Origin of the sequence: Mycobacterium sp. shizuoka-1 (genome assembly GCF_002723835.1) — a bacterium.
Taxonomy (GTDB): Bacteria; Actinomycetota; Actinomycetes; order Mycobacteriales; family Mycobacteriaceae; genus Mycobacterium.
In genome coordinates, this window is sequence record NZ_BEWG01000093.1 from 1 (window position 1) to 21,266 (window position 21,266).

General features: G+C 67.1%; 22 protein-coding genes and 1 pseudogene. 15 read left to right on the forward strand and 8 right to left on the reverse strand.

Annotated features, from left to right (window positions below; genetic code table 11):
• Positions 1-303: pseudogene (locus MSZK_RS23870) on the reverse strand (SRPBCC family protein); the annotation flags it as partial.
• Entirely contained in the window at positions 300-1,988 is a 1,689-nt protein-coding gene (locus tag MSZK_RS23875) for a thiamine pyrophosphate-binding protein (RefSeq protein ID WP_099251020.1), read from the reverse strand. The pseudogene MSZK_RS23870 and the gene MSZK_RS23875, both read right to left, overlap by 4 nt.
• Positions 1,989-2,791: 803 nt before the next feature.
• Here MSZK_RS23875 and MSZK_RS23880 point away from each other — a divergent pair.
• The 10 genes from MSZK_RS23880 (at position 2,792) to MSZK_RS23925 (ending at position 12,383) form a co-directional block, all read left to right on the forward strand.
• Positions 2,792-3,661 carry an ABC transporter permease gene (locus MSZK_RS23880; RefSeq protein ID WP_099251062.1) on the forward strand — a complete coding sequence of 290 codons (870 nt, stop codon included), beginning with the start codon at positions 2,792-2,794 and terminating at the stop codon, positions 3,659-3,661.
• Positions 3,661-4,530 (forward strand): ABC transporter permease, encoded by an 870-nt coding sequence (locus tag MSZK_RS23885; RefSeq protein ID WP_099251021.1) that lies wholly within the window; start codon positions 3,661-3,663, stop codon positions 4,528-4,530. Before MSZK_RS23880 ends, MSZK_RS23885 begins: the two co-directional genes overlap by 1 nt.
• A gap of 3 nt (positions 4,531-4,533) precedes the next feature.
• On the forward strand, positions 4,534-5,574 hold the full coding sequence (locus tag MSZK_RS23890; RefSeq protein ID WP_099251022.1) for an MlaD family protein: 1,041 nt from the start codon (positions 4,534-4,536) through the stop codon (positions 5,572-5,574).
• On the forward strand, positions 5,571-6,581 hold the full coding sequence (locus MSZK_RS23895) for an MlaD family protein (RefSeq protein WP_099251023.1): 1,011 nt from the start codon (positions 5,571-5,573) through the stop codon (positions 6,579-6,581). Before MSZK_RS23890 ends, MSZK_RS23895 begins: the two co-directional genes overlap by 4 nt.
• Positions 6,578-7,621: an MlaD family protein gene (locus MSZK_RS23900; protein ID WP_099251063.1), complete on the forward strand. Its 1,044-nt coding sequence runs from the start codon at positions 6,578-6,580 to the stop codon at positions 7,619-7,621. The genes MSZK_RS23895 and MSZK_RS23900 overlap by 4 nt, the downstream gene beginning before the upstream one ends.
• A 1-nt stretch (position 7,622) precedes the next feature.
• Positions 7,623-8,786, forward strand: a complete 1,164-nt coding sequence (locus MSZK_RS23905; protein ID WP_099251024.1) for an MlaD family protein — start codon at positions 7,623-7,625, stop codon at positions 8,784-8,786.
• A complete protein-coding gene (locus MSZK_RS23910) occupies positions 8,783-9,823 on the forward strand; it encodes an MlaD family protein (RefSeq protein WP_099251025.1) in 1,041 nt (346 codons plus the stop codon). Before MSZK_RS23905 ends, MSZK_RS23910 begins: the two co-directional genes overlap by 4 nt.
• The gene (locus tag MSZK_RS23915) at positions 9,820-10,785 is read left to right on the forward strand and encodes an MlaD family protein (RefSeq protein WP_099251026.1); all 966 of its coding nucleotides are present in this window, start codon (positions 9,820-9,822) and stop codon (positions 10,783-10,785) included. The genes MSZK_RS23910 and MSZK_RS23915 overlap by 4 nt, the downstream gene beginning before the upstream one ends.
• Positions 10,786-10,814: 29 nt before the next feature.
• Positions 10,815-11,525, forward strand: a complete 711-nt coding sequence (locus tag MSZK_RS23920; RefSeq protein WP_233211488.1) for a hypothetical protein — start codon at positions 10,815-10,817, stop codon at positions 11,523-11,525.
• Positions 11,526-11,642: 117 nt separating this feature from the next.
• A complete protein-coding gene (locus MSZK_RS23925) occupies positions 11,643-12,383 on the forward strand; it encodes a hypothetical protein (RefSeq protein WP_099251064.1) in 741 nt (246 codons plus the stop codon).
• A 1-nt stretch (position 12,384) separates the two neighbouring features.
• Here MSZK_RS23925 and MSZK_RS23930 read toward each other — a convergent pair whose 3' ends face one another.
• Positions 12,385-12,753 (reverse strand): hypothetical protein, encoded by a 369-nt coding sequence (locus MSZK_RS23930; RefSeq protein ID WP_099251027.1) that lies wholly within the window; start codon positions 12,751-12,753, stop codon positions 12,385-12,387.
• 119 nt (positions 12,754-12,872) lie between these two features.
• On the opposite strand from MSZK_RS23930, the gene MSZK_RS23935 reads away from it, so the two are divergent.
• The 3 genes from MSZK_RS23935 to MSZK_RS23945 all read left to right on the forward strand — a co-directional run bounded on the left by MSZK_RS23935 (position 12,873) and on the right by MSZK_RS23945 (position 16,696).
• A complete protein-coding gene (locus tag MSZK_RS23935) occupies positions 12,873-13,778 on the forward strand; it encodes an MBL fold metallo-hydrolase (protein WP_099251028.1) in 906 nt (301 codons plus the stop codon).
• Positions 13,779-13,865: 87 nt separating this feature from the next.
• Complete coding sequence (gene htpG / locus MSZK_RS23940) at positions 13,866-15,791, forward strand: molecular chaperone HtpG (protein WP_099251029.1); 1,926 nt, start codon at positions 13,866-13,868, stop codon at positions 15,789-15,791.
• Positions 15,792-15,868: 77 nt separating this feature from the next.
• Positions 15,869-16,696 (forward strand): hypothetical protein, encoded by an 828-nt coding sequence (locus MSZK_RS23945; RefSeq protein WP_233211490.1) that lies wholly within the window; start codon positions 15,869-15,871, stop codon positions 16,694-16,696.
• Between the two features lie 15 nt (positions 16,697-16,711).
• Here MSZK_RS23945 and MSZK_RS23950 read toward each other — a convergent pair whose 3' ends face one another.
• Together MSZK_RS23950 and MSZK_RS23955 are read right to left on the reverse strand one after the other, a co-directional pair.
• Positions 16,712-16,999 (reverse strand): DUF4873 domain-containing protein, encoded by a 288-nt coding sequence (locus tag MSZK_RS23950; RefSeq protein WP_099251066.1) that lies wholly within the window; start codon positions 16,997-16,999, stop codon positions 16,712-16,714.
• On the reverse strand, positions 16,996-17,907 hold the full coding sequence (locus MSZK_RS23955; RefSeq protein WP_099251030.1) for a diiron oxygenase: 912 nt from the start codon (positions 17,905-17,907) through the stop codon (positions 16,996-16,998). The genes MSZK_RS23950 and MSZK_RS23955 overlap by 4 nt, the downstream gene beginning before the upstream one ends.
• A gap of 95 nt (positions 17,908-18,002) precedes the next feature.
• On the opposite strand from MSZK_RS23955, the gene MSZK_RS23960 reads away from it, so the two are divergent.
• Positions 18,003-18,635, forward strand: coding sequence for a TetR/AcrR family transcriptional regulator (locus MSZK_RS23960; protein ID WP_099251031.1), 633 nt, complete (start codon positions 18,003-18,005; stop codon positions 18,633-18,635).
• 1 nt (position 18,636) lies between these two features.
• Here the strand turns inward: MSZK_RS23960 and MSZK_RS23965 are convergent, their stop codons facing one another.
• Positions 18,637-18,996: an Rv2640c family ArsR-like transcriptional regulator gene (locus MSZK_RS23965; protein ID WP_099251032.1), complete on the reverse strand. Its 360-nt coding sequence runs from the start codon at positions 18,994-18,996 to the stop codon at positions 18,637-18,639.
• Between the two features lie 100 nt (positions 18,997-19,096).
• Between MSZK_RS23965 and MSZK_RS23970 the strand changes: the two genes are divergently transcribed.
• Positions 19,097-19,570 (forward strand): ArsI/CadI family heavy metal resistance metalloenzyme, encoded by a 474-nt coding sequence (locus tag MSZK_RS23970; protein ID WP_099251033.1) that lies wholly within the window; start codon positions 19,097-19,099, stop codon positions 19,568-19,570.
• Positions 19,571-19,616: 46 nt separating this feature from the next.
• Here the strand turns inward: MSZK_RS23970 and MSZK_RS23975 are convergent, their stop codons facing one another.
• Both MSZK_RS23975 and MSZK_RS23980 read right to left on the reverse strand, forming a co-directional pair.
• Positions 19,617-19,943, reverse strand: coding sequence for a nuclear transport factor 2 family protein (locus tag MSZK_RS23975; protein WP_099251034.1), 327 nt, complete (start codon positions 19,941-19,943; stop codon positions 19,617-19,619).
• Between the two features lie 8 nt (positions 19,944-19,951).
• Positions 19,952-21,178 carry a cytochrome P450 gene (locus MSZK_RS23980; protein ID WP_099251035.1) on the reverse strand — a complete coding sequence of 409 codons (1,227 nt, stop codon included), beginning with the start codon at positions 21,176-21,178 and terminating at the stop codon, positions 19,952-19,954.
• Between the last annotated feature and the right edge of the window lie 88 nt (positions 21,179-21,266).

Genomic DNA, 21,266 nt, shown 5'->3' on the forward strand with positions numbered 1-21,266 from the left:
GTCGTAGGCCAGCCAGAGGCCGTCCTCGTCGGTGGGGGTGAACCCGCGCAGACTGTAGGTCCACTCCTCCAGCGAGCGGGTGTCGGCCAGGTAGTCGAACAGCTCGTCGGGTGGGCAGTCCACGTAATCGTGGACGGTGCAGTATTCGCCGAACACCTCGTCGTGCGGATACACGGCGTGGATCATCTCCATGAGCACCGGGGTGGCCTTTTCGCGGGGCGACGTCTCGATCCGCATCAGTCCCGGAATCGGGTCGGCGCCGCCATGGTGAGCGGTGATGTCCTCGAGCGCGGGCAAGGTCATGCGTGTTCCCTCGAATCTGACTGGGTTGACGGGTCGAGAAAGGCTGTGAACGGCGGGATTTCGTCGGCGGAGCATTCCACCGCGACCACCGACGGTCCCTCGACGTCCACTGCGGACCGCAGCGCCGCGCCCAGGTCGCCGAGGTCGGTGACGTCGACCGCCGGCAGTCCGGGGAACATCGCGGCCAGGCCGGCACCGAGCCGGCTGGGGCCGAACCGGTTGTAGCTGTACCGGTCACCGAAGAACTGCTGCTCGCGGGTGACGCACATGGCGTGGGCGTGGTTGTCGAACAGCACGAACGTCACCGAAAGCCGATGGTGCAGCGCGGTGTGGATCTCCATGCCGTGCATGTAGAACGACCCGTCGCCGGCGACGACGACGGTGCGGCGACCGCGCGCGAAGGCCGTCCCGATGCCGCCGCCGAAGCTGTAGCCCATTCCGCCCATGCCGAGGGCGACGAGGAATCGGCCGTCGGGTCGGGCCGGCAGCCAGTGGATGGCGGCCGCGCCGACGTTGCCCGCGTCGACGACGATGTCGGTGCCGTCCGGCAGCACGGCGTCCAGCGTGAGCATGGCGTCCCGATAGCGCACCCCCGCACCCTCATGCGGCGGGGGCGACAGTTCGCCTCGCACCGGCTGCGGAGCCGGCGTCCGGTTCGGCGGTGCGCCGTCGGTCACCGCCACGGCCAACTCGGCCAGCGCGGTGCGGAGGTCATGGCTTTCGACGTGCACCGTTGGCAGATACGGAGCCTCGGCTCCGATCGACGCCAGCGGCACGGCACCCAGCGCCGCATCCAGCCCGCCACGTGCCATCAACGGAAGCCGGGTGCCGACCACAAGACACAGCGCGCTGTCGGCCAGCGCTTCAGCCACTGCCGGATGGCCCATCACCCCGGCCACGCCGAGCGTCTCGCCGGTCACATCCTTCGCGTCGGGCACGGTGGCCACATTCGCGCACAGGACCGTCCGCAGCATCTCCAGTTCGGCGCGGGCGTCGTCGCGAGCCACCTGGTCGCCGGCAAGAATCGTCACCGGTCCGTCGGTGTCGCGCAGCCGTTGTGCCAGTGCCGTGAGGTCGCCTGTCGCGCGGTGAGCGTCCTCGAGCACGTCGTCGATCACGGAATCGAGGACGGCCTGCTGAATGTCCTTGGGCAGCAACAGCACCGCTGGACCGCCGATCCTGGTCGCGGCCGAGATCGCCCGCGGCAGTGCGGTCAGGATCTCGTCCGGGGTCGTCACCCGAGCGCAGAAGACCGACACAGCGGCGAACAGCGCGTCGCCGGGCAGCGACCCGGCGCTGCCGCTGGTGTCCTGGAACGACCCGAGGCCGTCCGCGGCGGTCGACGGCTGCCCGATGAGCGCCAGCACCGGGACCCGGCTGGCGAACGACTCCCCCAGTCCCGGAATGGTGTTCAGCGCGCCGCCGCCGGATGTCGCGGCGACGACGCCGAGGCCGGTGCCGGCGCGGCTGTAGGCGTCGGCCATGGCCGCCGCGGAGAACTCGTGCTTAGCCACCACCGCGGTGATGTCCGGGCAGCTGTGGGCCGCGTCGTAGAGCTCCTCGATATTGGCGCCGTCGACACCGAAGAGATACCGCACGCCTCGCCGGGCCAGGTGCTCGATGACGTGATCGACTACTCGCGGGCGCCCACCCGATGCGCCGTTGGGCTCAGGGCTGACCGGCATGTCGTCCGGGCGCGGTCGGCCCCGGCACGTACCCGCACGCAGCGCTCGCCATGACCCCCGCCTAGTCGGTCTAACTTGCCGAAACCCTAATCCAGCGCCGCGCCTGTTCGCCGGGCTTTGGCGATCTGCCGGATTACCGCACCGGATCGTAGCGGTATTTGCCCAGACCGGGCGTCGGCCCGGCGTGCGCGAAATGTGAGCACGGCGATGCGCGATCACCCGACCCGACGGCGGTGCCCGGGCGGGTGCGCGCCGCCGCGATCCGGGTGGCGGTTCGATGTTCAGCTGGGTCGGCGCGTCACACTGTCAATTTTCCTGTACATCCCGTGGCCGCCGGCAAGCCGAGCACAGCGACTTCGCTGGGCTACTGGACGCGAAGCGGTGCTGATCGGAGCGAAGTTACGACGCGAGATACGGCCCGTCCCGCGTCCGTGCACGTTATTGACCCCGCCGCAACTGTCGACCCACTACGGCGGAGGCCGAACCGCGCCGGCAGACCTTGACGTTCATTTGTGGCGTACATCACACTGAACTTCTTTCCGTGAACATGCGCCTGCCGCCGCTGGTACAACGCACGTACTCGTACCGCTGGTAAACGCACGACATCCAAGCTCGAAATTTGCTGGGGGGAAGAAGCTTGCCGGCGACAAAGGAGGTGCCTGCCGTTGACCGCAGGTGTCCATGACGCGACTGCGGCCCAAGCAGCGACCGATCCCCACGGCGACGGTCTCGACTGCGTCGACGTCGACGCGAGCATCGCCACCGACGGCCTCACCGACTCCCCGGACGCGCCGGTTTCGACCATGCCCGAAGATGCCGAGCCGAACGCGGCGACGACGTCGACCGGCCGCGAGGTCGTCGGCATCCTGGGCAGGCCGGTCAGGCATGTGCTCGGCCAGATGGATTCCTCACTGCAGACGCTGGGCCGGTTCTTCGGTCTGGGTGCGCAGGCGTTCGGCTTTCTGCTCACCGACCTGATCCGGCTGCGCCACCCGTGGCGGGACACCATCAACCAGGCCTGGTTCATCATCAGCGTCACGGCCATCCCGGCGTTACTGGTGTCGATCCCCTTCGGGGTGATCGTGGCGGTGCAGGTGGGCAACTTCATCCAGCAGGTCGGCGCCTCGTCGGTCTCCGGTGCGGCCGGCGGCCTCGGCGTGATCCGGCAGGGCGCGCCCATGGTGGCCGCGTTGCTGCTCGGCGGCGCGGCCGGTTCGGCGGTCGCCACCGACCTCGGCGCCCGCACCATTCGCGAAGAGGTCGACGCGCTCCGTGTGATGGGCGTCGACCCGGTCCAGCGACTGGTGACGCCACGACTGGCGGCCATCGTGTTCGTCGCGCCGGTGCTGTGCGCCTTCATCATCTTCATGGGGCTGGCGGCGGGCTACGCGATCAACGTCGGCTTCCAGTCCGGCACTCCGGGCAGTTACATCGCCTCGTTCGCGTCGTTCGCCAGCGTCAGCGATGTCGTCGTCGCCATGGGGAAAACCTGGCTGTTCGGCGTGGTCGTGATTCTGGTGGCCTGCCAGCGCGGCCTGGAGGCCAGCGGCGGCGCGCGCGGAGTCGCCGATGCCGTGAACGCCTCGGTGGTCATCGGCGTGGTCGCGGTGTTCGTGCTCAACCTCATCATCACGCAGGGCGTGTCGATGTCCATGCCGCTGAGGATGGGCTGATGGCCAGGGTCGCCGCGCCGTCGCGCTATGTCCCCGGCGTCATCCGGGCACCGCTGTGGGTCGCCGAGCGGGGCGACTCGGTGTTCCAGCGCCTGGGACATCAGGTCAGCTTCCTGGCCCAGGTGCTCGGCGCCATCCCCCACACGCTCAAGCACTACCGGCATCAGACGGGCGTGCTACTCGTCGACGTGATGTGGGGTAACGGGTCGGTGATCGTCGGTGGCGGCACCATCGGCGTGCTGGTGTTCATGGGCGCGGCGGTCGGCGGGTCGGTGGGCATCGAAGGGTACAGCGCTCTGGACATGGTCGGGATGGGTCCGCTGACCGGATTCGTCTCCGCCTACGCCAACACCCGGGAGATGGCGCCGATGATCGCCGGGATCGGCTTCGCCGCCCAGGCCGGCTGCCGGATGACGGCCGAGATCGGGGCCATGCGTATCTCCGAGGAGATCGACGCACTCGAGGCGCTGGGCATCCGGTCGATCCCCTTCGTGGTCACCACCCGGGTGATCGCCGGGATGCTGACCATCATCCCGCTGTATGTGGTGACGCTGGCGTTGAGCTATGTGTCCTGCGCGCTGGTGGTCAACGTGCTGCACGGACAGTCCTCGGGCACCTACTACCACTACTTCGACTCGTTCATCCAGCCCTCAGACGTGGTGTTTTCGGTGCTCAAGGCAGTCATCTTCGTGACGCTGATCATCGCCATCCACGGCTACCAGGGCTATTACGCGGTCGGTGGCCCCGAAGGCGTCGGGCGGGCCTCGGGTCGGGCCATCCGGGCCAGCATCGTCACCGTGGTCGCCGCCGACATGGTGCTCACGCTCATGTTCTGGGGCAACAGCCCCGGGATTCGGATCTCGGGATAGGGCATGCCGGTAGTTGCCGATCAAGGAGGGCGGACCCCCAGCTCGCGCGCATTGCGAATCCGGGGTCTGATCGCCGCCGTGGTGCTGCTCGTCGCGGGCACCGTGCTGTACCAGCTGGGTACCGGCGGTTATGCCGACACCTTCAAGCTGACGGTGATGGCCGACACGCTGGGTGAGGGTCTGACACCGGGCGCCGAGGTGAAGTTCCGCGGCCTGACCATCGGATCGGTGAAGACCCTGCAATCGGCGGGCTTCAACAAACAGAAGATCACCCTGGAACTCGAGCCGCGCCAGGCTGCCGCACTGGCCGCCGACACGACCGCGAACTTCATGTCGTCCAACACCTTTGGCCTGGCGGCGGTCGAGTTGGTCAGCAGCGGATCCGGACCCCGGCTGCGGCCGGACCAGACGCTGATGGTGGACCCGAACGTGCGCTCGGCGTCCATCACCGGGCTGCTGCGCCAAGGCCAGAAGTTCGGCAGGATCATGGACTCGCCCGACATCGACCACATGATTGCGATCGTGCGCAAGCACGCCGACCTCACCGAGCCGGTCACCCGGTCCTATTTCGACCTGATCAAGATGGTCACCGACTCCCAGAAAGTGCCGTTCTCACAGTCGCTTTCGGTGCTCGCGTCGGTGGTCAACGGGGTCAGTGACGCAGTACCCCTGGTCAGCCTCGCCTACGACCTGCTCAACGGAATGGAATTCCTGGCGCACCCCGACGGGGTGGACCGGATGAACCTGATCATGGACCAGCTGTCGCAACTGCTGTTCACCACCGACGGAATCTTCGCCAAGCACATGACCTGGCTGGTCCCGCTGTTCGGCGGCACGATGAGCGTCCTGCTGCCGTTCTCGTACATGTACGGCAGCATGTCACCGGCCTACGACCGGATCTCGGGCCTGCTCGACCGCACCAGCACGGCGTTTCCGATCATCAACGGCAAGGTCCGCCTGAATCTCGAACTCACCCTGGACACCATGCCCGGGCTGGCGGCCGCGTTGCCGGCCGAAGCCCCGGCTCCCGGTGGTGGCCGATGAGAAGCGTCACGAAATCGGTGGTGTGGCTGACGATCTTCACCGCGGTGGCCGTGGTGTGCACCCTGATCGTGCTGACGGCCCTGCGCAGCCCGGTGACCGGGGCGCTGTCGCGCTACACCGCGACGTTCTCCGATGTGTCGGGGCTCTACGTCGGCGACGACGTCCGCATCTCCGGTGTGCAGGTCGGCAAGGTAGCGACCATCCGCCTCGACGGACGCGTCGCGAAGGTGGACTTCACCGCCCAGACCGACCATCCGGTGTACACCAACACCGTCGCCGCGGTGCGCTACCAGACCCTGATCGGTCAGCGCTACGTGGAACTCGTCCAACCGGCCAAACCGGACAACACGCTGCCGGACGGCGGCACCCTGCCGATCGGGCAGACGATCCCGTCCTTCGATGTCGCCAAGCTGTTCAACGGATTCCAGCCGATCTTCCAAACCCTGGATCCGGCCCAGTTCAACCTGCTTGGCGAGAACCTGCTGCGGCTGATCCAGGGCGACGAATCCGGCATCGGCCCGTTCCTGCACGACCTGGACGAGATCTCCAAGCTCGCGGTCGACCGGCAGCTGGTGATCACCACGATGATCCGCAACCTCAGCGCGATCTCGGTGGACCTGGGCGGTAAATCGGGGCAACTGTTCGAGCTCATCGCTCAGCTCAACGACGTGCTGGCGAAATTCGGCTCCAAGGCCGAGGAGTTCCGCGCCGCCTTGGACAGCGGACTTCCGGTGTTGCGCAGCACCACCCACGTCATGCAGTACTTCGAGCGCACCTTCGACGGGACGACCGGCCCGCTGTTCGACCTGAGCAGCCGGATGTGGCCGCAGACCCCGACGATCATCGCCGGTCTGTCCCTCGCGCCGTCGTTGATCCAGGGCATGCGGAACTGGCTGGTCGACGAAGAACCGGCCACCCCGACGTTTTCCTGCTCGCGCGGCGAAGTCACCCTGCCCGGGATCGGCCAGGTGTCGTTCGCGCAACAGAACCTGGTGCTGTGCCGATGACCGGACGCGGCGATCGACTCAGCACACTGCGCGCCAGGATCGGCGGCCGGCACAACTCGCTCGACGAACGCGCCACCGCAATGCGCAACCGCCGAAACGGCATCATCGGCGTGTTCGTCATCATCGCGTCGCTGGCCGGCACCGCGATGGCCTACCTGAACCCGTCCAACGAAGCCCCCTACGTCGCGCACATGCCCAACTCGGCCGGTCTGCGCGCCGGCGACCAGGTTCGAGTCGCAGGCATCGCGGTCGGCAAGGTCACCAGCGTTCGCCTGGACGGCGCCCTGGTCGAGATGAGGTTCGACGTCGACAACGCGGTGAAGGTGGGTGCGGACTCGACGCTGAACATCAAGCTGCTGACCCCGCTGGGCGGCCACTACGTGGCGCTCGACCCCAAGGGCACCCAACCGCTGGGCCGCAACGGGATTCCCCCTCAGCGGGTGACCCTGCCGTTCGAGGTCAACGACATCATCCAGGCCGCCACCCCGGTGGTCAAAGAAGTCGACGGCCAGGTCATCCACGACACGTTCGCCGAGGTCGCCAACGCCGCCAACCGGTATCCGGATGCGGTGCGCAACCTGCTCCAGTCGGCGGACAAACTGACCGAGTCGATGAGCAGATCCACCGTGGACTTCCACCGCGGCCTGGACTTCGTCAACGACGGCCTGCGCGCCATGACCGCCGGGCGCGCACAGCTCATCACGTTGTTCGAGCAGTTCGACATCCTCGGCAAGATGTACACCTCGAAGGCCGTCGACATCGTCGAGTTCTTCAGTCTCATCAAGGAATTGACCCGGGTGCTGGACCGGCTCACCATGTGGTACGGCAAGGACGTCATGCCCATCGCCGAGGGCATCGAAGACATCAGTGACACGCTGGCGGCCCATCCCGAGCGCTGGGGCATGGCGCTGGACGGGCTGGGGCAGACACTCAACATCGTGGGTCCGATGCTCAGCGGCAACGGCGTCACCTTCGACCAGCACAACCGGCTGGTCCCCGGCCAGGACCTGTGCCTGCCCAACCTGATGAAGACCTGCTGACATGGCAGCGGCATCGGGTATCGGCGCGCGGCTGCGGTCGCGCCGGGTCATCGTGCTGGTGGTGGCCAGCGTCGCCGTGCTGGCGGTCGCGGTGGTCGTCGGGGTGAAGGTCCTGACCCCCAAGATCAACCCGACCAAGGCGATGTGCGCCGAATTCACTGACGCGGTCGGGCTTTACCCCGGCAACAAGGTCGCGCTGCTGGGCATCGAGATCGGCTCGATGAACGCGATCGTCAACAAGGCCGACCACGTCGAGGTCGACTTCACCGTTCCCGCCGATCTGGTGCTGCCCGCCGACGTCGGGGCAGTCACCTACTCGCAATCGATCGTCACCGACCGCCACATCGAACTGACCAAGCCCTACACCGGGGGCCCGAAGTTCACCGGACCGGGCTGCATCAAACTCAAGTCGACCAAGACCCCGATCAGTGTCAGCGAGACATTCGCGGCCGTCGGCAGTCTCACCGACGCCATCCTGGGATCCGAGCCCGGCCAGGACCCGTCCAAGGCGCCCGGTGTGCAGGCCATCAACGACAGCCTGAGCGCGGCGAGCAACTCGCTGAAAGGCACCGGGCCCGGCATCAACAGGACCATGCGCAATCTGGTCACCATGCTCGCCGACCCGTACAAGGCCGACTCCGACTACCGGCAGCTGTTCGAGAACGGCGAGATCCTGTCCTCGGACTTCCTGAGGAACTGGGACAGCTTCGCCTCGGTCATCCGAACCCTGCCGGTCACCACCCAGTTGATGGAGGGCCTGTCGGACAATTTCGGCGCGGCGATGGCCTACGTCTCGCACCTGCTGCCGACCCTGATCGAGGCGCTCAACCGATTCGGTCCCCGGTGGTACGAGAAGTTCGACGCCCGGTTCGGCGGGCTGCGCGACCTGCTGAACCGGCACATCCCGGCCATCACCGCGATGATCAACTCGTGGCCCCAGTTCAGCAACTGGATCGCCGACATCTACGAACCCGCCTGGGGCACACACAATGTCACCTACATCCCGCCGCAGGTGTCGATCGCGCCGACCCAGGCCGGCGCCATCTGCCAGGGCCTGACGGAGCGCAACATCCCCGGTGCCGCGGCGGCGTGCGCGTCGGGTACCCCCACCGACCCGATCACCCTCGGTCTGACCAACCTGGTGCTGGGAGCGGCGCTGCCATGACCCGACTCCGCGTGCTCTGCGCACTCCTGGCCACCATGACCGTCGGCTTCACGGCGGCGTGCTCGCTGGATCCGACCCGGCTGCCGGTGCCGGGCGCCTACACCCCGCGGCACTCCTACGACATCAAGATCGAGTTCGCCAGCGTGCTCAACCTGCCGGCCCGGGCCAAGGTGGACGCCGGCGGGGTGCAGATCGGCGTGCTCGACCGCGTGCAACTGGAGGGCACCACCGCGGTCACCTATGTCGAGATCGCCGGCGACACCAAGCTTCCCGTCAACACCCGCGCCGAATTGCGCCAGGCCACCCCGCTGGGCGACATCTACATCGCGCTGCTGCCGCCCGACGACAGGTCCGGGCCGATCCTGCGCGACGGCGACACCATCCCGCTGCGCAACACCGCGCCGGCCGACAACGTCGAAGACCTGCTGCGGTCGATGTCGAACCTGGTGGCCGGCGGCGCGATCGGCACGCTGCAGACCACCGTGGTCAACGTCAACAAGGCGTTCCCGCAGGACCCCGGCGAGCTGACCCGCATGCAGCGCTCGGTGGCCGGCGTGCTCAACGACCTGGCCGCCAACCAGGACACCATCGACCAGATGCTCGACGGGATGGAGAACATCACGTCGGGGTTCGCGGCCAACACCGAGGTGTTCAACCGCCTGCTCGCCGAGGGGCCGGCCAAACTGCAGGGGTTGTCGGCGGTCACGCTGGCGATCCTCAACGTGGTCAACGCCTCTCAGGATGTCGGCAAGCTCGGCGGGGATCTGATCAATCCGATCGCCGGTGACCTGATGCAGATCCTGTCCTACATCACGCCGATGATCCACACCATGGCGACCGTGGACACCACGATTCCGGTGATCGCCGACAAGTTCGTCGCGCTGCTGCGCTACAAGCTGCTGGGGTGGTTCCGCGACGGCGGCCCCAAGTACACCATCACCGAACTGCACGCCCCCACCGGACGCGAGGGCGTGGATCCGGCGGACAAGGCCGACGCGGCGGTGCAGGCGATGCAGACGATGGGACTGGTGCCATGAAATTCAGTGCCCGCACCACGCTGGCCATCCTGGTGGTGATGACACTGGCCGGCGCGGCGTACATGTCGTTCGGGGTCCTCGACATCGGCCCGACCAAGAAGATCACCCGACTCACACTGTTGCTCAACTCTTCTGGCGGGCTGATGCCGACGTCGGAGGTGACGATGCGCGGCATCAAGGTGGGCCGGGTGAGCGGGATCCAGACCACCAATACCGGCCTGGCGGTGTCGATCGACGTCGACAGCCAGCACCAGGTGCCCGCCGACAGCGCGATCAGCGTGGAGAACCTGTCCGCCGCCGGCGAGCAGTACATCGACTTCCGGCCCAGCGTGATCGCGCCGCCGTATTTCGCCGACGGGGCGGTGATCCCCGCGGACCGGGTGGCGCCGATCGTGACCGCGAGCGATCTGCTCACCAAGGCGAATGTGTTGTTCACCGCGCTCAACCTGGATCAGATCCAAGGCATCATCAACGACATGTCGCAGGCCTTCGCCGGTAACGACGAGACCATCGACTCCCTGGCCGTCACTGCCGGGCTGACCGCCAAGGTGATTCGCGACGACAAGGAGATCCTGGCCACCCTGTTCGGCAATGTCTCGCAATTCACCACCAACCTGGGCGATCTCAATGCCGGTCAGATCATCAGCGAGACCGGCAAGATCCTGCCCGAGTCGGTGCCGGCCTTCTTGGCGCTGATCCACGAGATCGAGATCTTGTCGCACACCGGAATCGGCGTCATCGGACCGCAGGACCCGGCCGGAATCCTGGTCGCCAAACTCGGCGAATGGCTCGACATGCTGGCCGGCCCGCTGGGTACCTTCGCCACCATCTTGGCGCCCGCGATGGCGCCGTTGCACGACGTTAAGGTGGACGCCGGGCACTGGCTGGACTTCTGGGAGTCCACCTTCAACGACACCGGCGGCGTTCGGGTGCAGCTCAACGTACCGGAGTGGCATCAGTGACCGCGCCCAACACCGAGGAAAGATCTGACATGACCGATTCACCTGCGGGCGACGAGGACACGGTCGAGGCCACGCCCGACGACACCGCACCCGCGGCCGATGCGACGGACGAGCCGCGGCACTGGGCCAAGAGCCGTGGGCTCTGGGTGGCTCTCCTGGTGGCGGCACTGGTGATCGGCGGCGGGGTGTTCGGGTTCGTCAAGTACCGGCAGGTGAGCGACCAGCTGGCCCAGCTGCGCCAGGCCCAGGCCGACCGCGCGGCCGCCGCCCAGCTGGCCAGGGACTACGCGATGAAATCGCTGACCTACACCTTCGAAGATCCCGACGCGTTCTTCCGCGCCGTCGAAGACGGTGTGTCGCAGCAGCTCAAGGACAAGTACGTCAACGCCACCGACCTGCTCAAGGCGGTCATGCTGCAGGCGCAGGTCAGTTCCAGCGGCGAGGTGCTGGCCACCGATCCCGTGCTGCAGCCCGACGGCTCCTACGAGGTGGTGGTGTCGGCGCACCAGACCACCCGCAACTTGCAGAACCCGACGCCCAAGGTGTCGATCATCCTGCTGCGGGTGACGGTGAACAAGGTCGGGGACGGCTGGCAGGTCACCGACATCGGGCCCAAGACGGGTACCAAGGCCCCCGAAGAGCAACAGCTGCCGGGAGCCGCTCCCCCGGCGCCCAGCGGTGGGCCCGGCGCGGGTCCGGCGCCCGCGCCCGCTCCCACCAAGCCCGCGCCGCGTCCGTGACGGCTCGCTGCGGTGCCGAGTGTGGGTGATATGCACGAAAATCAGCCGGAATCCGTGCATAGCACCCACACTCGGCGCGCGGCCGGGCGCTGGCCCGCGCTGGCCGGCGTCCTGGCGATGGTCGCGGCGGCTGCGGTTGTCGCCCCAGCGGCCGCGGATACCACGCTGCCGCCGTGTCCTCAATCGAATCCGGTGATCACGCCGACCGGCACGTCGCCGCTGGTGGACTGTTCGCTGCATTCCGGCGATCTCGATTTCGCCGTCGAGTACTGGAGTGTGCCGGAATTGCCGCGCCCGAGGGCGGTCAAGGTCACCGTGACCGACCCGACGGGGGCGGTGGTACAGACCATCGACGAGCTGCTGGAGCCGTCGACACCCGGCGGCGTCGGGCTGCAGGACGTCGACGGCGACGGCCGCGACGAGCTGATCATCCCGATCTCGCAGAACCTGCTCAACGGCGCCAACGCCAACACCCGGTTCGCAGTGTGGCGCGCACACGGCGACAGCCGGCACTACGAGCGCACCCAAATGGTCGGGCAGGCCGCCTATCCCAGCGGCGACGGGTATCTGGTGACCAACGGTGGCGGGCCGGCCAGCCGGGACCTCACGTTCTATCTGCCCACGGGCGCGGGGTACACGCTGGTCGTGGTGTTGACCATCGAGGTGCTGGAGGCCGATCCGGCGACCCATCGCGTGTTGACGGTCAATTGCCGGGCCCACCAGGAGGACGGCCTGCACGCGATCGACATGGGCATCCGCCAGGCCGAAGACTACTTCTGCAATTCGCCTGCCGCCAAAGCTATTTGGCCCGATGCAGAGCGCGTGCAGATCAAGCGCTGGGGTGTGTTCGGAAACTGAGCTACGGGGCGCAGTAGTCGCGAACCGCCACCAGCAGAGCCCGAGCCTTGGCGAGGTCGCTGGCGAGGCGCTGCGGGGTCGCGGGCCGGTACGGGTCATTGTTGTCGATCTGCGACGCCACCATGTTCGACCGGATCCGTAGATCGATCCCGGGCGGGCTGCTGAGGTTGTGCAGCGGACTCAGCGGCGCCCGAACCTGCGCGGCGACCCACGGCGGCGTGCCGGTCGGGGCGATGGTGTCGAACACGGCTTCCAGCTTGTCGGCGGCCGGCAACAGCAACGCGCAGTCGTCGTCACGGGCCGCGGCCACCGGCGCTGAGACCAGCAGGACCGTGGCGGCCGCGAGCAGCACGCTGAGTATGTGACGCATCGGCTCTACCTTCGCATCGCGCCGACGCTCCCGTGGTCGTCTTGGTGCAGCTGCCGGGATGAGTTTTCCCGCGACCCCGCGTTTGGGTCGGAGAACATTCCGGAGTCAGGAGAGCAGACATGAGCGTGGACAACATTTCCCGGTTGGGCAGCGACGAACTGGTGCCGTCGCGTTATGCGGTAGCCGTCGGCGACATCGACGTGCTGGTGATCAGCGACGGGGTGCTGCCGATCACGGCCTCGACGTTGGGCACCAACGTGACCTCGGCGGACCTCACCGGCTGGCTGGACGAGCAGTTCCTGCCCCGGGACGTCGTCGACTGGCCACTCAACGTGGTGGTGGTGCGCACCGGCGGCCGGACGATCCTGGTCGACGCGGGACTGGGCGTGGAGTTTCCGGATTTCCCCCGGGCCGGGCAGACCGTGCAGCGGTTGGCGGCGGCCGGGATCGACCCGGCTTCGGTCACCGACGTGGTGCTCACCCATCTGCACATGGACCACATCGGTGGACTGCTCACCGACGGGCTCAAGGCCCGGCTGCGCCCGGATCTGCGGATCCACCTGGCGGCCGCGGAGGCGGAGTTCTGGGAGGCGCCCGATTTCTCCCGCACCGTGATGCCGCAGCCGATACCGGAGGTGTTGCGGCGCACCGCCACCCAGTTCCTCGGCGACTACCGCGGCAACCTGCGGCCGTTCGAGACCGAGTACGAGGTGGCACCGGGTGTGCTGGTCAGCCGCACCGGCGGTCACACCCCCGGGCACAGCATCGTCCGGCTGGAATCGCGCGGCGACCGGCTGACCTTCGCCGGTGACGCAGTGTTCGCTCCCGGGTTCGACAATCCCGAGTGGCAGAACGGCTTTGAGCACGATCCGCAGGAGGCGGCCCGGGTACGGGTGGAGCTGCTGCGCGAGGTGGCGGTGACCGGCGCGTCGCTGGTGGCCACTCACCTGCCGTTCCCGTCGGTGTGCCGGGTGGCCGCCGTCGGCGACGCCTTCCGGTGTGTGCCGAGCGTCTGGGACTACTGATCGCCCCACCCTTGCGGTGAAGCCCATTCGGGCAGATCGCTATGATCCCTGCCGGCATCAACTGTCGTCTGCTCGAATGGATTCACCATGACTGAACACGTCGAACATCTGGAGTTCCAGGCCGAGGCCCGCCAGTTGCTGGACCTGATGGTCCACTCCGTGTACTCGAACAAGGACTCCTTCCTGCGGGAGCTGGTCTCGAACGCCTCCGATGCGCTGGACAAGCTGCGCCTCGAGGCGTTCCGGAACAAAGACCTCGAGGTCGACACGTCGGATCTGCACATCGAGATCGACATCGACAAGGCCGCCCGGACCCTGACGATCCGCGACAACGGGATCGGAATGACCCGCGACGAGGTCGTCGGCCTGATCGGCACGCTGGCCAAATCCGGCACCGCCGAGCTGCGCCAGCAGCTCAGGGAGGCCCAGAACACTGCCGCGTCCGAGGAGCTGATCGGCCAGTTCGGGATCGGCTTCTACTCGTCGTTCATGGTGGCCGACAAGGTCACCCTGCTGACGCGCAAGGCGGGCGAGAGTTCGGCGACCCGCTGGGAGTCCAGCGGCGACGGCACCTACACCGTGGCCGCGGTCGACGACGCGCCACAGGGCACCTCGGTGACGTTGCATCTCAAGCCGGAGGATACCGAGGACGAGCTGCACGACTACACCGCGGAGTGGAAGATCCGGTCGCTGGTCAAGCAGTACTCGGACTTCATCTCCTGGCCGATCCGGATGCAGGTCGAACGCCGCAGCCCGGCCACCGAGGAGGGCGGCGAGGAGCAGGTCACGGTCGAGACCGAGACCGTCAACTCGATGAAGGCCCTGTGGACCAGGCCCAAAGACGAGGTCAGCCACGAGGAGTACGTCGAGTTCTACAAGCACATCGCGCACGCCTGGGACGACCCGCTGGAGGTCATCCCGATGAAGGCGGAGGGCACCTTCGAGTACCAGGCGCTGCTGTTCATCCCGTCGCACGCGCCGTTCGACCTGTTCCAGCAGGACGCCCGGGTGGGTGTGCAGCTGTATGTCCGGCGGGTGTTCATCATGGCCGACTGCGAGGAGCTGCTGCCGCCGTACCTGCGGTTCGTCAAGGGCGTGGTCGACGCGGCCGACATGTCGCTCAACGTGTCTCGCGAGATCTTGCAGCAGGACCGCCAGATCAAGGCGATCCGGCGGCGACTCACCAAGAAGGTGCTCTCCACGATCACCGAGATGCAGAAGGACCGGCCGGACGACTACCGCACGTTCTGGGGGCAGTTCGGCCGGGTTGTCAAGGAGGGCCTGCTCTCCGATGCCGACAACAAGGACACGCTGCTGGCGGTCTCGTCGTTCGCCTCGACGCACAGCGACGAGGAACCCACCACGCTGGCCGGGTATGTCGAGCGCATGAAGGACGGCCAGGAGCAGATCTTCTACGCCACCGGCGAATCGCGTCAGCAGCTGCTCAGCTCACCGCACCTGGAGGCGTTCAAAGCCAAGGGTTATGAGGTGCTGCTGCTCACCGATCCGGTCGACGAGGTGTGGGTCGACATGGTGCCCGAGTTCGACGGCAAGCGGCTGCAGTCGGTGGCCAAGGGCGAGGTGGATCTGTCCGGCGAGGAGGACACCAGCGAGGCCGAACGCTCGCAGCTGGAACAGGAATTCGCCGGTCTACTCCAGTGGCTGAAGGAGACGCTGTCCGATCAGGTGAAGGAGGTGCGGCTGTCGACCCGGCTCACCGAGTCGCCCGCCTGCCTGATCACCGACAGCTTCGGCATCACCCCGGCTTTGGCGCGCATGCTGCAAGCGTCCGGGCAGACGATCCCCGCAGAAAAGCGGATCCTGGAGCTGAACCCGGGCCATCCGCTGATCGCCGGCTTGCGGGCCGGGTTCGATTCCCGGGGCGGTGACGCGGCACTGGCCGAGACGGCTGAGTTGCTCTACGGCACAGCGCTTCTGGCCGAAGGTGGCACGCTGGAGGATCCGGCGAAGTTCGCCGGCCTGCTGGCAGAGCGGTTGGCCCGGACGCTGTAGGTCTCGGGGCCACCGCCCGGCGCTGGGCCGACAGTTCTGGCACAGTAACCGTGGGAGGTCGGTATGGGATACCTGGCATGACGAACGATGGCGCTTTCCCGGGCGGCCCGTTGCAGTGGATCCTGCTGCCGTTCCAGCTGACGGCATACAGTTGGTGGCTTCGGATAATCAACCTTCGGACCCGGCAACCCGTCGTCGGCACCTGCGACGCCGATGTGTCGCTGGCAAGTCACGGGCTGCGGGTTCACACGGCGTGGAAGACGATCGAGACGATCGGCCGTGGAGCCGAACGGCCTCGCCGGTTGATCCTGTGGTTGTCCGACGAAGCCACGGTCAAGAAGCCGCCCCGCACGCTGCGCCGGCTGGTGCGGCGCGGCCTCGAGATCAACCACTGCGGGGATTTCGGTCCGCACAACAAGTACTTTCCCTACGTCACGGCGGACGAACCGACGCGCACTCTGGTCACCGCCGATGACGACGTCTATTACCCGCGGAATTGGCTGTCGCAGTTGGTGGCCGCGCATCGCGCCGGTGAGGTCACCGCTTATCGCGCGCGGATCCGCTCCGACGCGCCCTATTCACAGTGGCCGATGTGCCAGACCGACGAACCCTCGGATCGAGTGTTCGCAACCGGCGTCTCCGGCGTCGCGTATCCGCCGGAACTGTTGTCTGTGCTGCGGCGTCGCGGCGACGGGTTCCTCGCGGTGTGTCCGCATGCGGACGACGTGTGGCTGCATTTCGCGGCGGTGGCCAGCGGAATTCCGGTACGCCAGGTGTCGACCTCGCCAGCGAATTGGTGGCCGCAACTGGCAGTGGCCGCCATCGGATTGTGGCCCCAGAACGTGATGAACCATGCCAACGACGAGGTCATCGAGCCCACCCGCCGCGCGTGGTCGCACGGGTAGCGAGTATGAGACTGGTCAGCTTGGCAGCAGGTCGTACGGCGGTGAGCCGACGCCGCTGACCATGAGCTGGCCCGACGGGATCTTCTCGACGAGTCGCACTGCGGCGCTGCGGCTTCCGATCCGCAGTTCGGCCGTCCGGCCGGCTTCGAGGTCGTCGGGCGCGCCGTAGGCCAGACCCTGCCAGTGGTAGCGGCCGTCGATCGGGCTGAGATGGCCTGCGAGGCGGACTCGCACCGGGCAGCACCTCCCGGCGACGTCCAGTTCGGCGGCGCCGTCGAACACCCCGCGCTCGTCGATGCTCACAGGAAGCCGCTTCGCGTCCACATCCGCCGGCTGATCCGGTTCATCAAGCCGATCTCTTCGAGGAACGCCGCCAGCGGCGCGAACCCAAGGCGCATGGTCTCGTGGAAGTGCGGATTGGCGCGGGCCTGGCGGCGGGCTTCCCGGCCGTCGAGTCCGGCCCGCCGGTACACCGCGCTATTGGTGAACAGGTAGCGGTAGAACGGGCCGCCAGCGCCGTGCACCGTGGCGAGCAGAAATCGGTTGCGGCGCCGCATCATCGGGACGTCGCGGCGCGCGCCGTCGCGGGCGAACTGGATGTGGCGCGCCTCTTCGGTGACGTGGATGCGCATGATGCGGCGCACGATCGGCTGCAGGTCGGGATCGTCGAGGATCTGGCGCTGCAGGGCGTCGAAGATCTCCTCGCCGACCAGAGCGGCGATCCACAGCACCTGCTTTTGGAACACCAGCGGCAGCGCGTTGATGATGGTCCGCTGAAGTCGGTTGGGCTGGAATGGTTTACCGTCGACGGCTGCGATGGCGCGACCGAACATGACCATGTGGCGGGTCTCGTCACCGAGTTCGGTCAGCGAGTAGTGGGTGGACGCCGACCGGACGTCGGCGTGCATGAGGCCGCGCAGCAATGCCTGATTGAGGATGTTCTCGAACCACACGCCGGCCGACAGCAGGTTGATGAACTCCTGGCGCGACAGTTCGATCTGCTGCTCGCGAGTCATCGCCGCCCACATCGGCGTGCCGTACAGCGACACCACCTGAGGCGGCAGGAAGAACGTGTCGGGCTGGACCGGCGCATCCCAGTCGATGTCGACGACCGGCGCGTAGGACTTGCGGGCCGACCCCTTGAGCAGGCGATCGGAGAATTCCTCGCGAGTCGGTGGCGTCGCCGTCCGCGTCGATGCAACCGTGGCCATGAGAAGCCTCCTGTGGTGTCAGAGCCAGTGAAACCGAAGATACATTCCGAGTTCGTTTGTATCAATAGCGGTTATGCAGGCTCTACACTGCAGCCATGAAGTACAGCGGCCTGCTCGCCAAGGCGGTGCAGCGGTTCGGGTCGCCGAGCGTGGAGGGCAACGCCGAGCGGATCCTCGACGCGGCGCTCAAGCAGTTCGAACTGTTCGGGATCCGCCGCTCGACCGTGGAGGACATCACCCGAAGGTCCGGGCTGGCCCGGGTGACGCTGTATCGCACGTTTGCGAACAAGGACGCGATCGTCGAGGCGGTGCTGCTGCGGGAGCTGGAGAAGTTCCTGTCGGACCTGGCCGCCGAGGCCGGCAGCTACGCCGAGGCCGAAGACAAGCTGGTCGAGGGGTTCGTGTTCACGCTCAACACCATGCAGGGCCACGCGTTGCTGCAGCGGTTGCTGGCCACCGAGCCCGAGACGGTGTTGCCGTTCCTGACCGTCGAGGGCGACGGCGTGGTGCAGACGGCGTCGTCATTCCTGGCGCATCAGCTCGCGGTCGCCCTGCCGGACGACAAGCGCACCCAGCTCGAGCTTCTCGAGGTCGCCGAGGTGACCGTGCGGGTGATCGTGTCGTTCGTGCTGACCCCCTCGCAGAACGTCGCACTGGGCGACGACGACGCCGCACGGTCGTTCGCCCGGCGGTATCTGGTGCCGCCACTGCTGGGGCTGACGGGCTAACTCAGCTGCAGCAGTTGGGATTCAGCACGAGACACAGCGCGGCCAGCGCATCGCTGTGCGCCCGGTGGTACACGTTCATTCCGCGCCGATCCGACTCGACGAGACCCGCGCGCCGCAGCTGGCCCAGGTGGTGGCTGACAGTCGACTCGGTCAACCCCAGTGCCGTCGCGAGCTCGCCGCTGTTCTCCTCCCCCGTCGTCGAGCTGAACAGATAGGACATGATCTTGACCCGCGCCGGGTCGGCAAGTGCCTTGAGCCGCAACGCCACCGCGAGCGCGTCGTCGTCGCTCATCGGGCCTGCGGCGACCGGGGCACAGCACACCGGGGCCGAGATGTCGATCGTCGGCAGCGACTTGGGCATGATCCGATCCTGCCATGGATATTGACATATATCAAAAAGGTGGCATGGTGGCGGTAGCGCGCTACTTCGATATATGTCTCACACGTAGAGAGGAATCCCCATGTCCCGCGTACAGCTTGCCCTCAACGTCGACGACCTCGACGAGGCCATCGCCTTCTACTCCAAGCTCTTCAACACCGCGCCGGCCAAGGTGAAGGAGGGGTACGCCAACTTCGCGGTCGCCGAGCCGCCGCTGAAGCTGGTGCTCCTGCAGAACCCGGGCAAGGGCGGCACCATCAATCACCTCGGGGTCGAGGTGGGCTCGAGCGACGAGGTACACGCCGAGATCGCCCGACTGGCGGGCGCGGGCCTGTTCACCGAGGAAGAGATGAACACGACGTGCTGCTTCGCGACGCAGGACAAGGTCTGGGTGACCGGTCCGGCCGGCGAAAAGTGGGAGGTCTACACCGTGCTGGCGGACTCGGACACGTTCGGCGTCAGCCCCGCGCACACCGAGGGCGGCACCGCCGATGGTGGCGTCTGCTGCGGCGGCTCGGCCGCCGACGAGCCCGCCGCCACCACCTCCTGCTGCTGACCGAACGGCGCTGACGTCGTTCATCCACTGTTCGCGTGGGCGTGAGCTAGCGGTAGTAGATGTCCAGCCGCTCGATGACGCCGTCAGCCACGGTGAACACGTCGACGGCATAGACATACTTGCCCGGCTCGCCCAGCGGACTACTGGCGCGGATCTGGATGATCTGCGCGTCCTGATCCGCGAACTGCCGCTCGATCACGGTCACCGCCTGTCCGGCGAACACGATCGACGTGTAGAAACCCGAGATCTCCTCGGTACCCGAGTAGGTCCCGGTGGGGTGCGCGAGGGTCGCCGTAGGCGCGAAAAGGGCCATGAGAGTGGCGATGTCAGCGCGGTTGACGGCGTCGATGTACTGCTCGGCGATGGTGGTCATGTCTTCTTTCAGCGTGGGTCGATCGTCACGGGCATGTGCCGCACTCCGGCGTGTTTGTTGCTGCGGACATATTCGATCGGACCGGTCAGGGTGATCGTGTCGACGCGATCGAGCAGGGCGTCGAAGATCACCCGCATCTCGATGCGCGCCAGCGTGGCGCCGAGGCAGAAGTGCACTCCCCTGCCGAACGTCAAATGCGGATTCGGGTTTCGCTCGATGTCGAAGGTGTAGGGGTCGGCGAAGACGCGCTCGTCACGGTTGGCGGAGGCCCACCACAGGCTCACCTTGTCCCCGGCGGCGATGCGCTGGCCGTGCAGCTCGACGTCGCGGGTGGCGGTGCGGCGGTTGTACGGGGTCGACGACGCCCACCGCAGCATCTCTTCGACGGCGGTCGGCAGCAGGTCGCGGTTGTCGCGCAGGCGCGCCCAAGCGTCCGGATGTTCACTGAGCGCGGACATTCCGATCGCGATCGAGTTGCGGGTGGTCTCGCTGCCGGCGGCGATGATCAGGCTGAGGAACAGGCGCTGCTCGTTTTCGCTGAGGGGCTCGCCGTCGACCTCCGCGCGGGTGATCACCGAGAGCAGGTCGTCGGCGGGGTGGGCACGCTTGCGTTCCAGCAGTGCCGTGCCGTAGGCGAACATCTGGGCTTGTGCCGCGACCACGCGGTCGTTGACCTCGCCGACCTCGCGGTCTTCGTAGTCCAGGGTGACGTTGGCCCAGTTCATCAGCTCGTGGCGGTCCTCCTGTGGCACGCCGGCCAGCTGGGCGACGGCCTGCAGCGGCAGCTCGGCGGCGACGTCGACCAGGAAATCGCACTCCCGCTTGGCAATTGCGGCGTCAACGATGCCGGCCGCGCGCGCCTGCAGGTCCTCCTCGATCACCCGCAGGGCGCGTGGTGTGGTGCTGGGGGTCAGCAGTTTGCGGATTTTGGCATGCCGTGGATCGTCCATCATGTTCAGCAGCGCGCCGACGGCGAAACCCATCGGCATGTCCTCCAGCGTGGTACCGCCGCCGTCACGGTTGCCGCCGGTTTCCGAAGAGAACGTCTCGTTGTCGGTGGCCGCGGCGACGATGTCGGCGTAGCGACTGAGCACCCAGAAGCCCTCGCCGCCCGGGGTGTGTGCGGTGGGCGGGTGAAACCACACCGGCGATTCACGGCGCAGCTCGTCGAAGACGTGGTGCGGGAATCCGGTGGTGAACCGGTTCAGGTCGGTGAGGTCGACGTCGTCGTGCATAGGACTGGCACCTCCCCTGGCGCGGGTTTTGGACATCATGACCATACAGTCGTCGGTGAGTGTCGGGTCGGGGGTTCAGGGGGCGGGC

Excerpts from the sequence above, each read along its gene's own strand:
- MSZK_RS23875 (WP_099251020.1), bottom strand. The coding sequence starts at position 1,988 with ATGCCGGTCAGCCCTGAGCCCAACGGCGCATCGGGTGGGCGCCCGCGA.
- MSZK_RS23880 (WP_099251062.1), top strand. The coding sequence starts at position 2,792 with ATGCCCGAAGATGCCGAGCCGAACGCGGCGACGACGTCGACCGGCCGC.
- MSZK_RS23885 (WP_099251021.1), top strand. The coding sequence starts at position 3,661 with ATGGCCAGGGTCGCCGCGCCGTCGCGCTATGTCCCCGGCGTCATCCGG.
- MSZK_RS23890 (WP_099251022.1), top strand. The coding sequence starts at position 4,534 with ATGCCGGTAGTTGCCGATCAAGGAGGGCGGACCCCCAGCTCGCGCGCA.
- MSZK_RS23895 (WP_099251023.1), top strand. The coding sequence starts at position 5,571 with ATGAGAAGCGTCACGAAATCGGTGGTGTGGCTGACGATCTTCACCGCG.
- MSZK_RS23900 (WP_099251063.1), top strand. The coding sequence starts at position 6,578 with ATGACCGGACGCGGCGATCGACTCAGCACACTGCGCGCCAGGATCGGC.
- MSZK_RS23905 (WP_099251024.1), top strand. The coding sequence starts at position 7,623 with ATGGCAGCGGCATCGGGTATCGGCGCGCGGCTGCGGTCGCGCCGGGTC.
- MSZK_RS23910 (WP_099251025.1), top strand. The coding sequence starts at position 8,783 with ATGACCCGACTCCGCGTGCTCTGCGCACTCCTGGCCACCATGACCGTC.
- MSZK_RS23915 (WP_099251026.1), top strand. The coding sequence starts at position 9,820 with ATGAAATTCAGTGCCCGCACCACGCTGGCCATCCTGGTGGTGATGACA.
- MSZK_RS23920 (WP_233211488.1), top strand. The coding sequence starts at position 10,815 with ATGACCGATTCACCTGCGGGCGACGAGGACACGGTCGAGGCCACGCCC.
- MSZK_RS23925 (WP_099251064.1), top strand. The coding sequence starts at position 11,643 with ATGGTCGCGGCGGCTGCGGTTGTCGCCCCAGCGGCCGCGGATACCACG.
- MSZK_RS23930 (WP_099251027.1), bottom strand. The coding sequence starts at position 12,753 with ATGCGTCACATACTCAGCGTGCTGCTCGCGGCCGCCACGGTCCTGCTG.
- MSZK_RS23935 (WP_099251028.1), top strand. The coding sequence starts at position 12,873 with ATGAGCGTGGACAACATTTCCCGGTTGGGCAGCGACGAACTGGTGCCG.
- htpG (WP_099251029.1), top strand. The coding sequence starts at position 13,866 with ATGACTGAACACGTCGAACATCTGGAGTTCCAGGCCGAGGCCCGCCAG.
- MSZK_RS23945 (WP_233211490.1), top strand. The coding sequence starts at position 15,869 with ATGACGAACGATGGCGCTTTCCCGGGCGGCCCGTTGCAGTGGATCCTG.
- MSZK_RS23955 (WP_099251030.1), bottom strand. The coding sequence starts at position 17,907 with ATGGCCACGGTTGCATCGACGCGGACGGCGACGCCACCGACTCGCGAG.
- MSZK_RS23960 (WP_099251031.1), top strand. The coding sequence starts at position 18,003 with ATGAAGTACAGCGGCCTGCTCGCCAAGGCGGTGCAGCGGTTCGGGTCG.
- MSZK_RS23965 (WP_099251032.1), bottom strand. The coding sequence starts at position 18,996 with ATGCCCAAGTCGCTGCCGACGATCGACATCTCGGCCCCGGTGTGCTGT.
- MSZK_RS23970 (WP_099251033.1), top strand. The coding sequence starts at position 19,097 with ATGTCCCGCGTACAGCTTGCCCTCAACGTCGACGACCTCGACGAGGCC.
- MSZK_RS23975 (WP_099251034.1), bottom strand. The coding sequence starts at position 19,943 with ATGACCACCATCGCCGAGCAGTACATCGACGCCGTCAACCGCGCTGAC.
- MSZK_RS23980 (WP_099251035.1), bottom strand. The coding sequence starts at position 21,178 with ATGCACGACGACGTCGACCTCACCGACCTGAACCGGTTCACCACCGGA.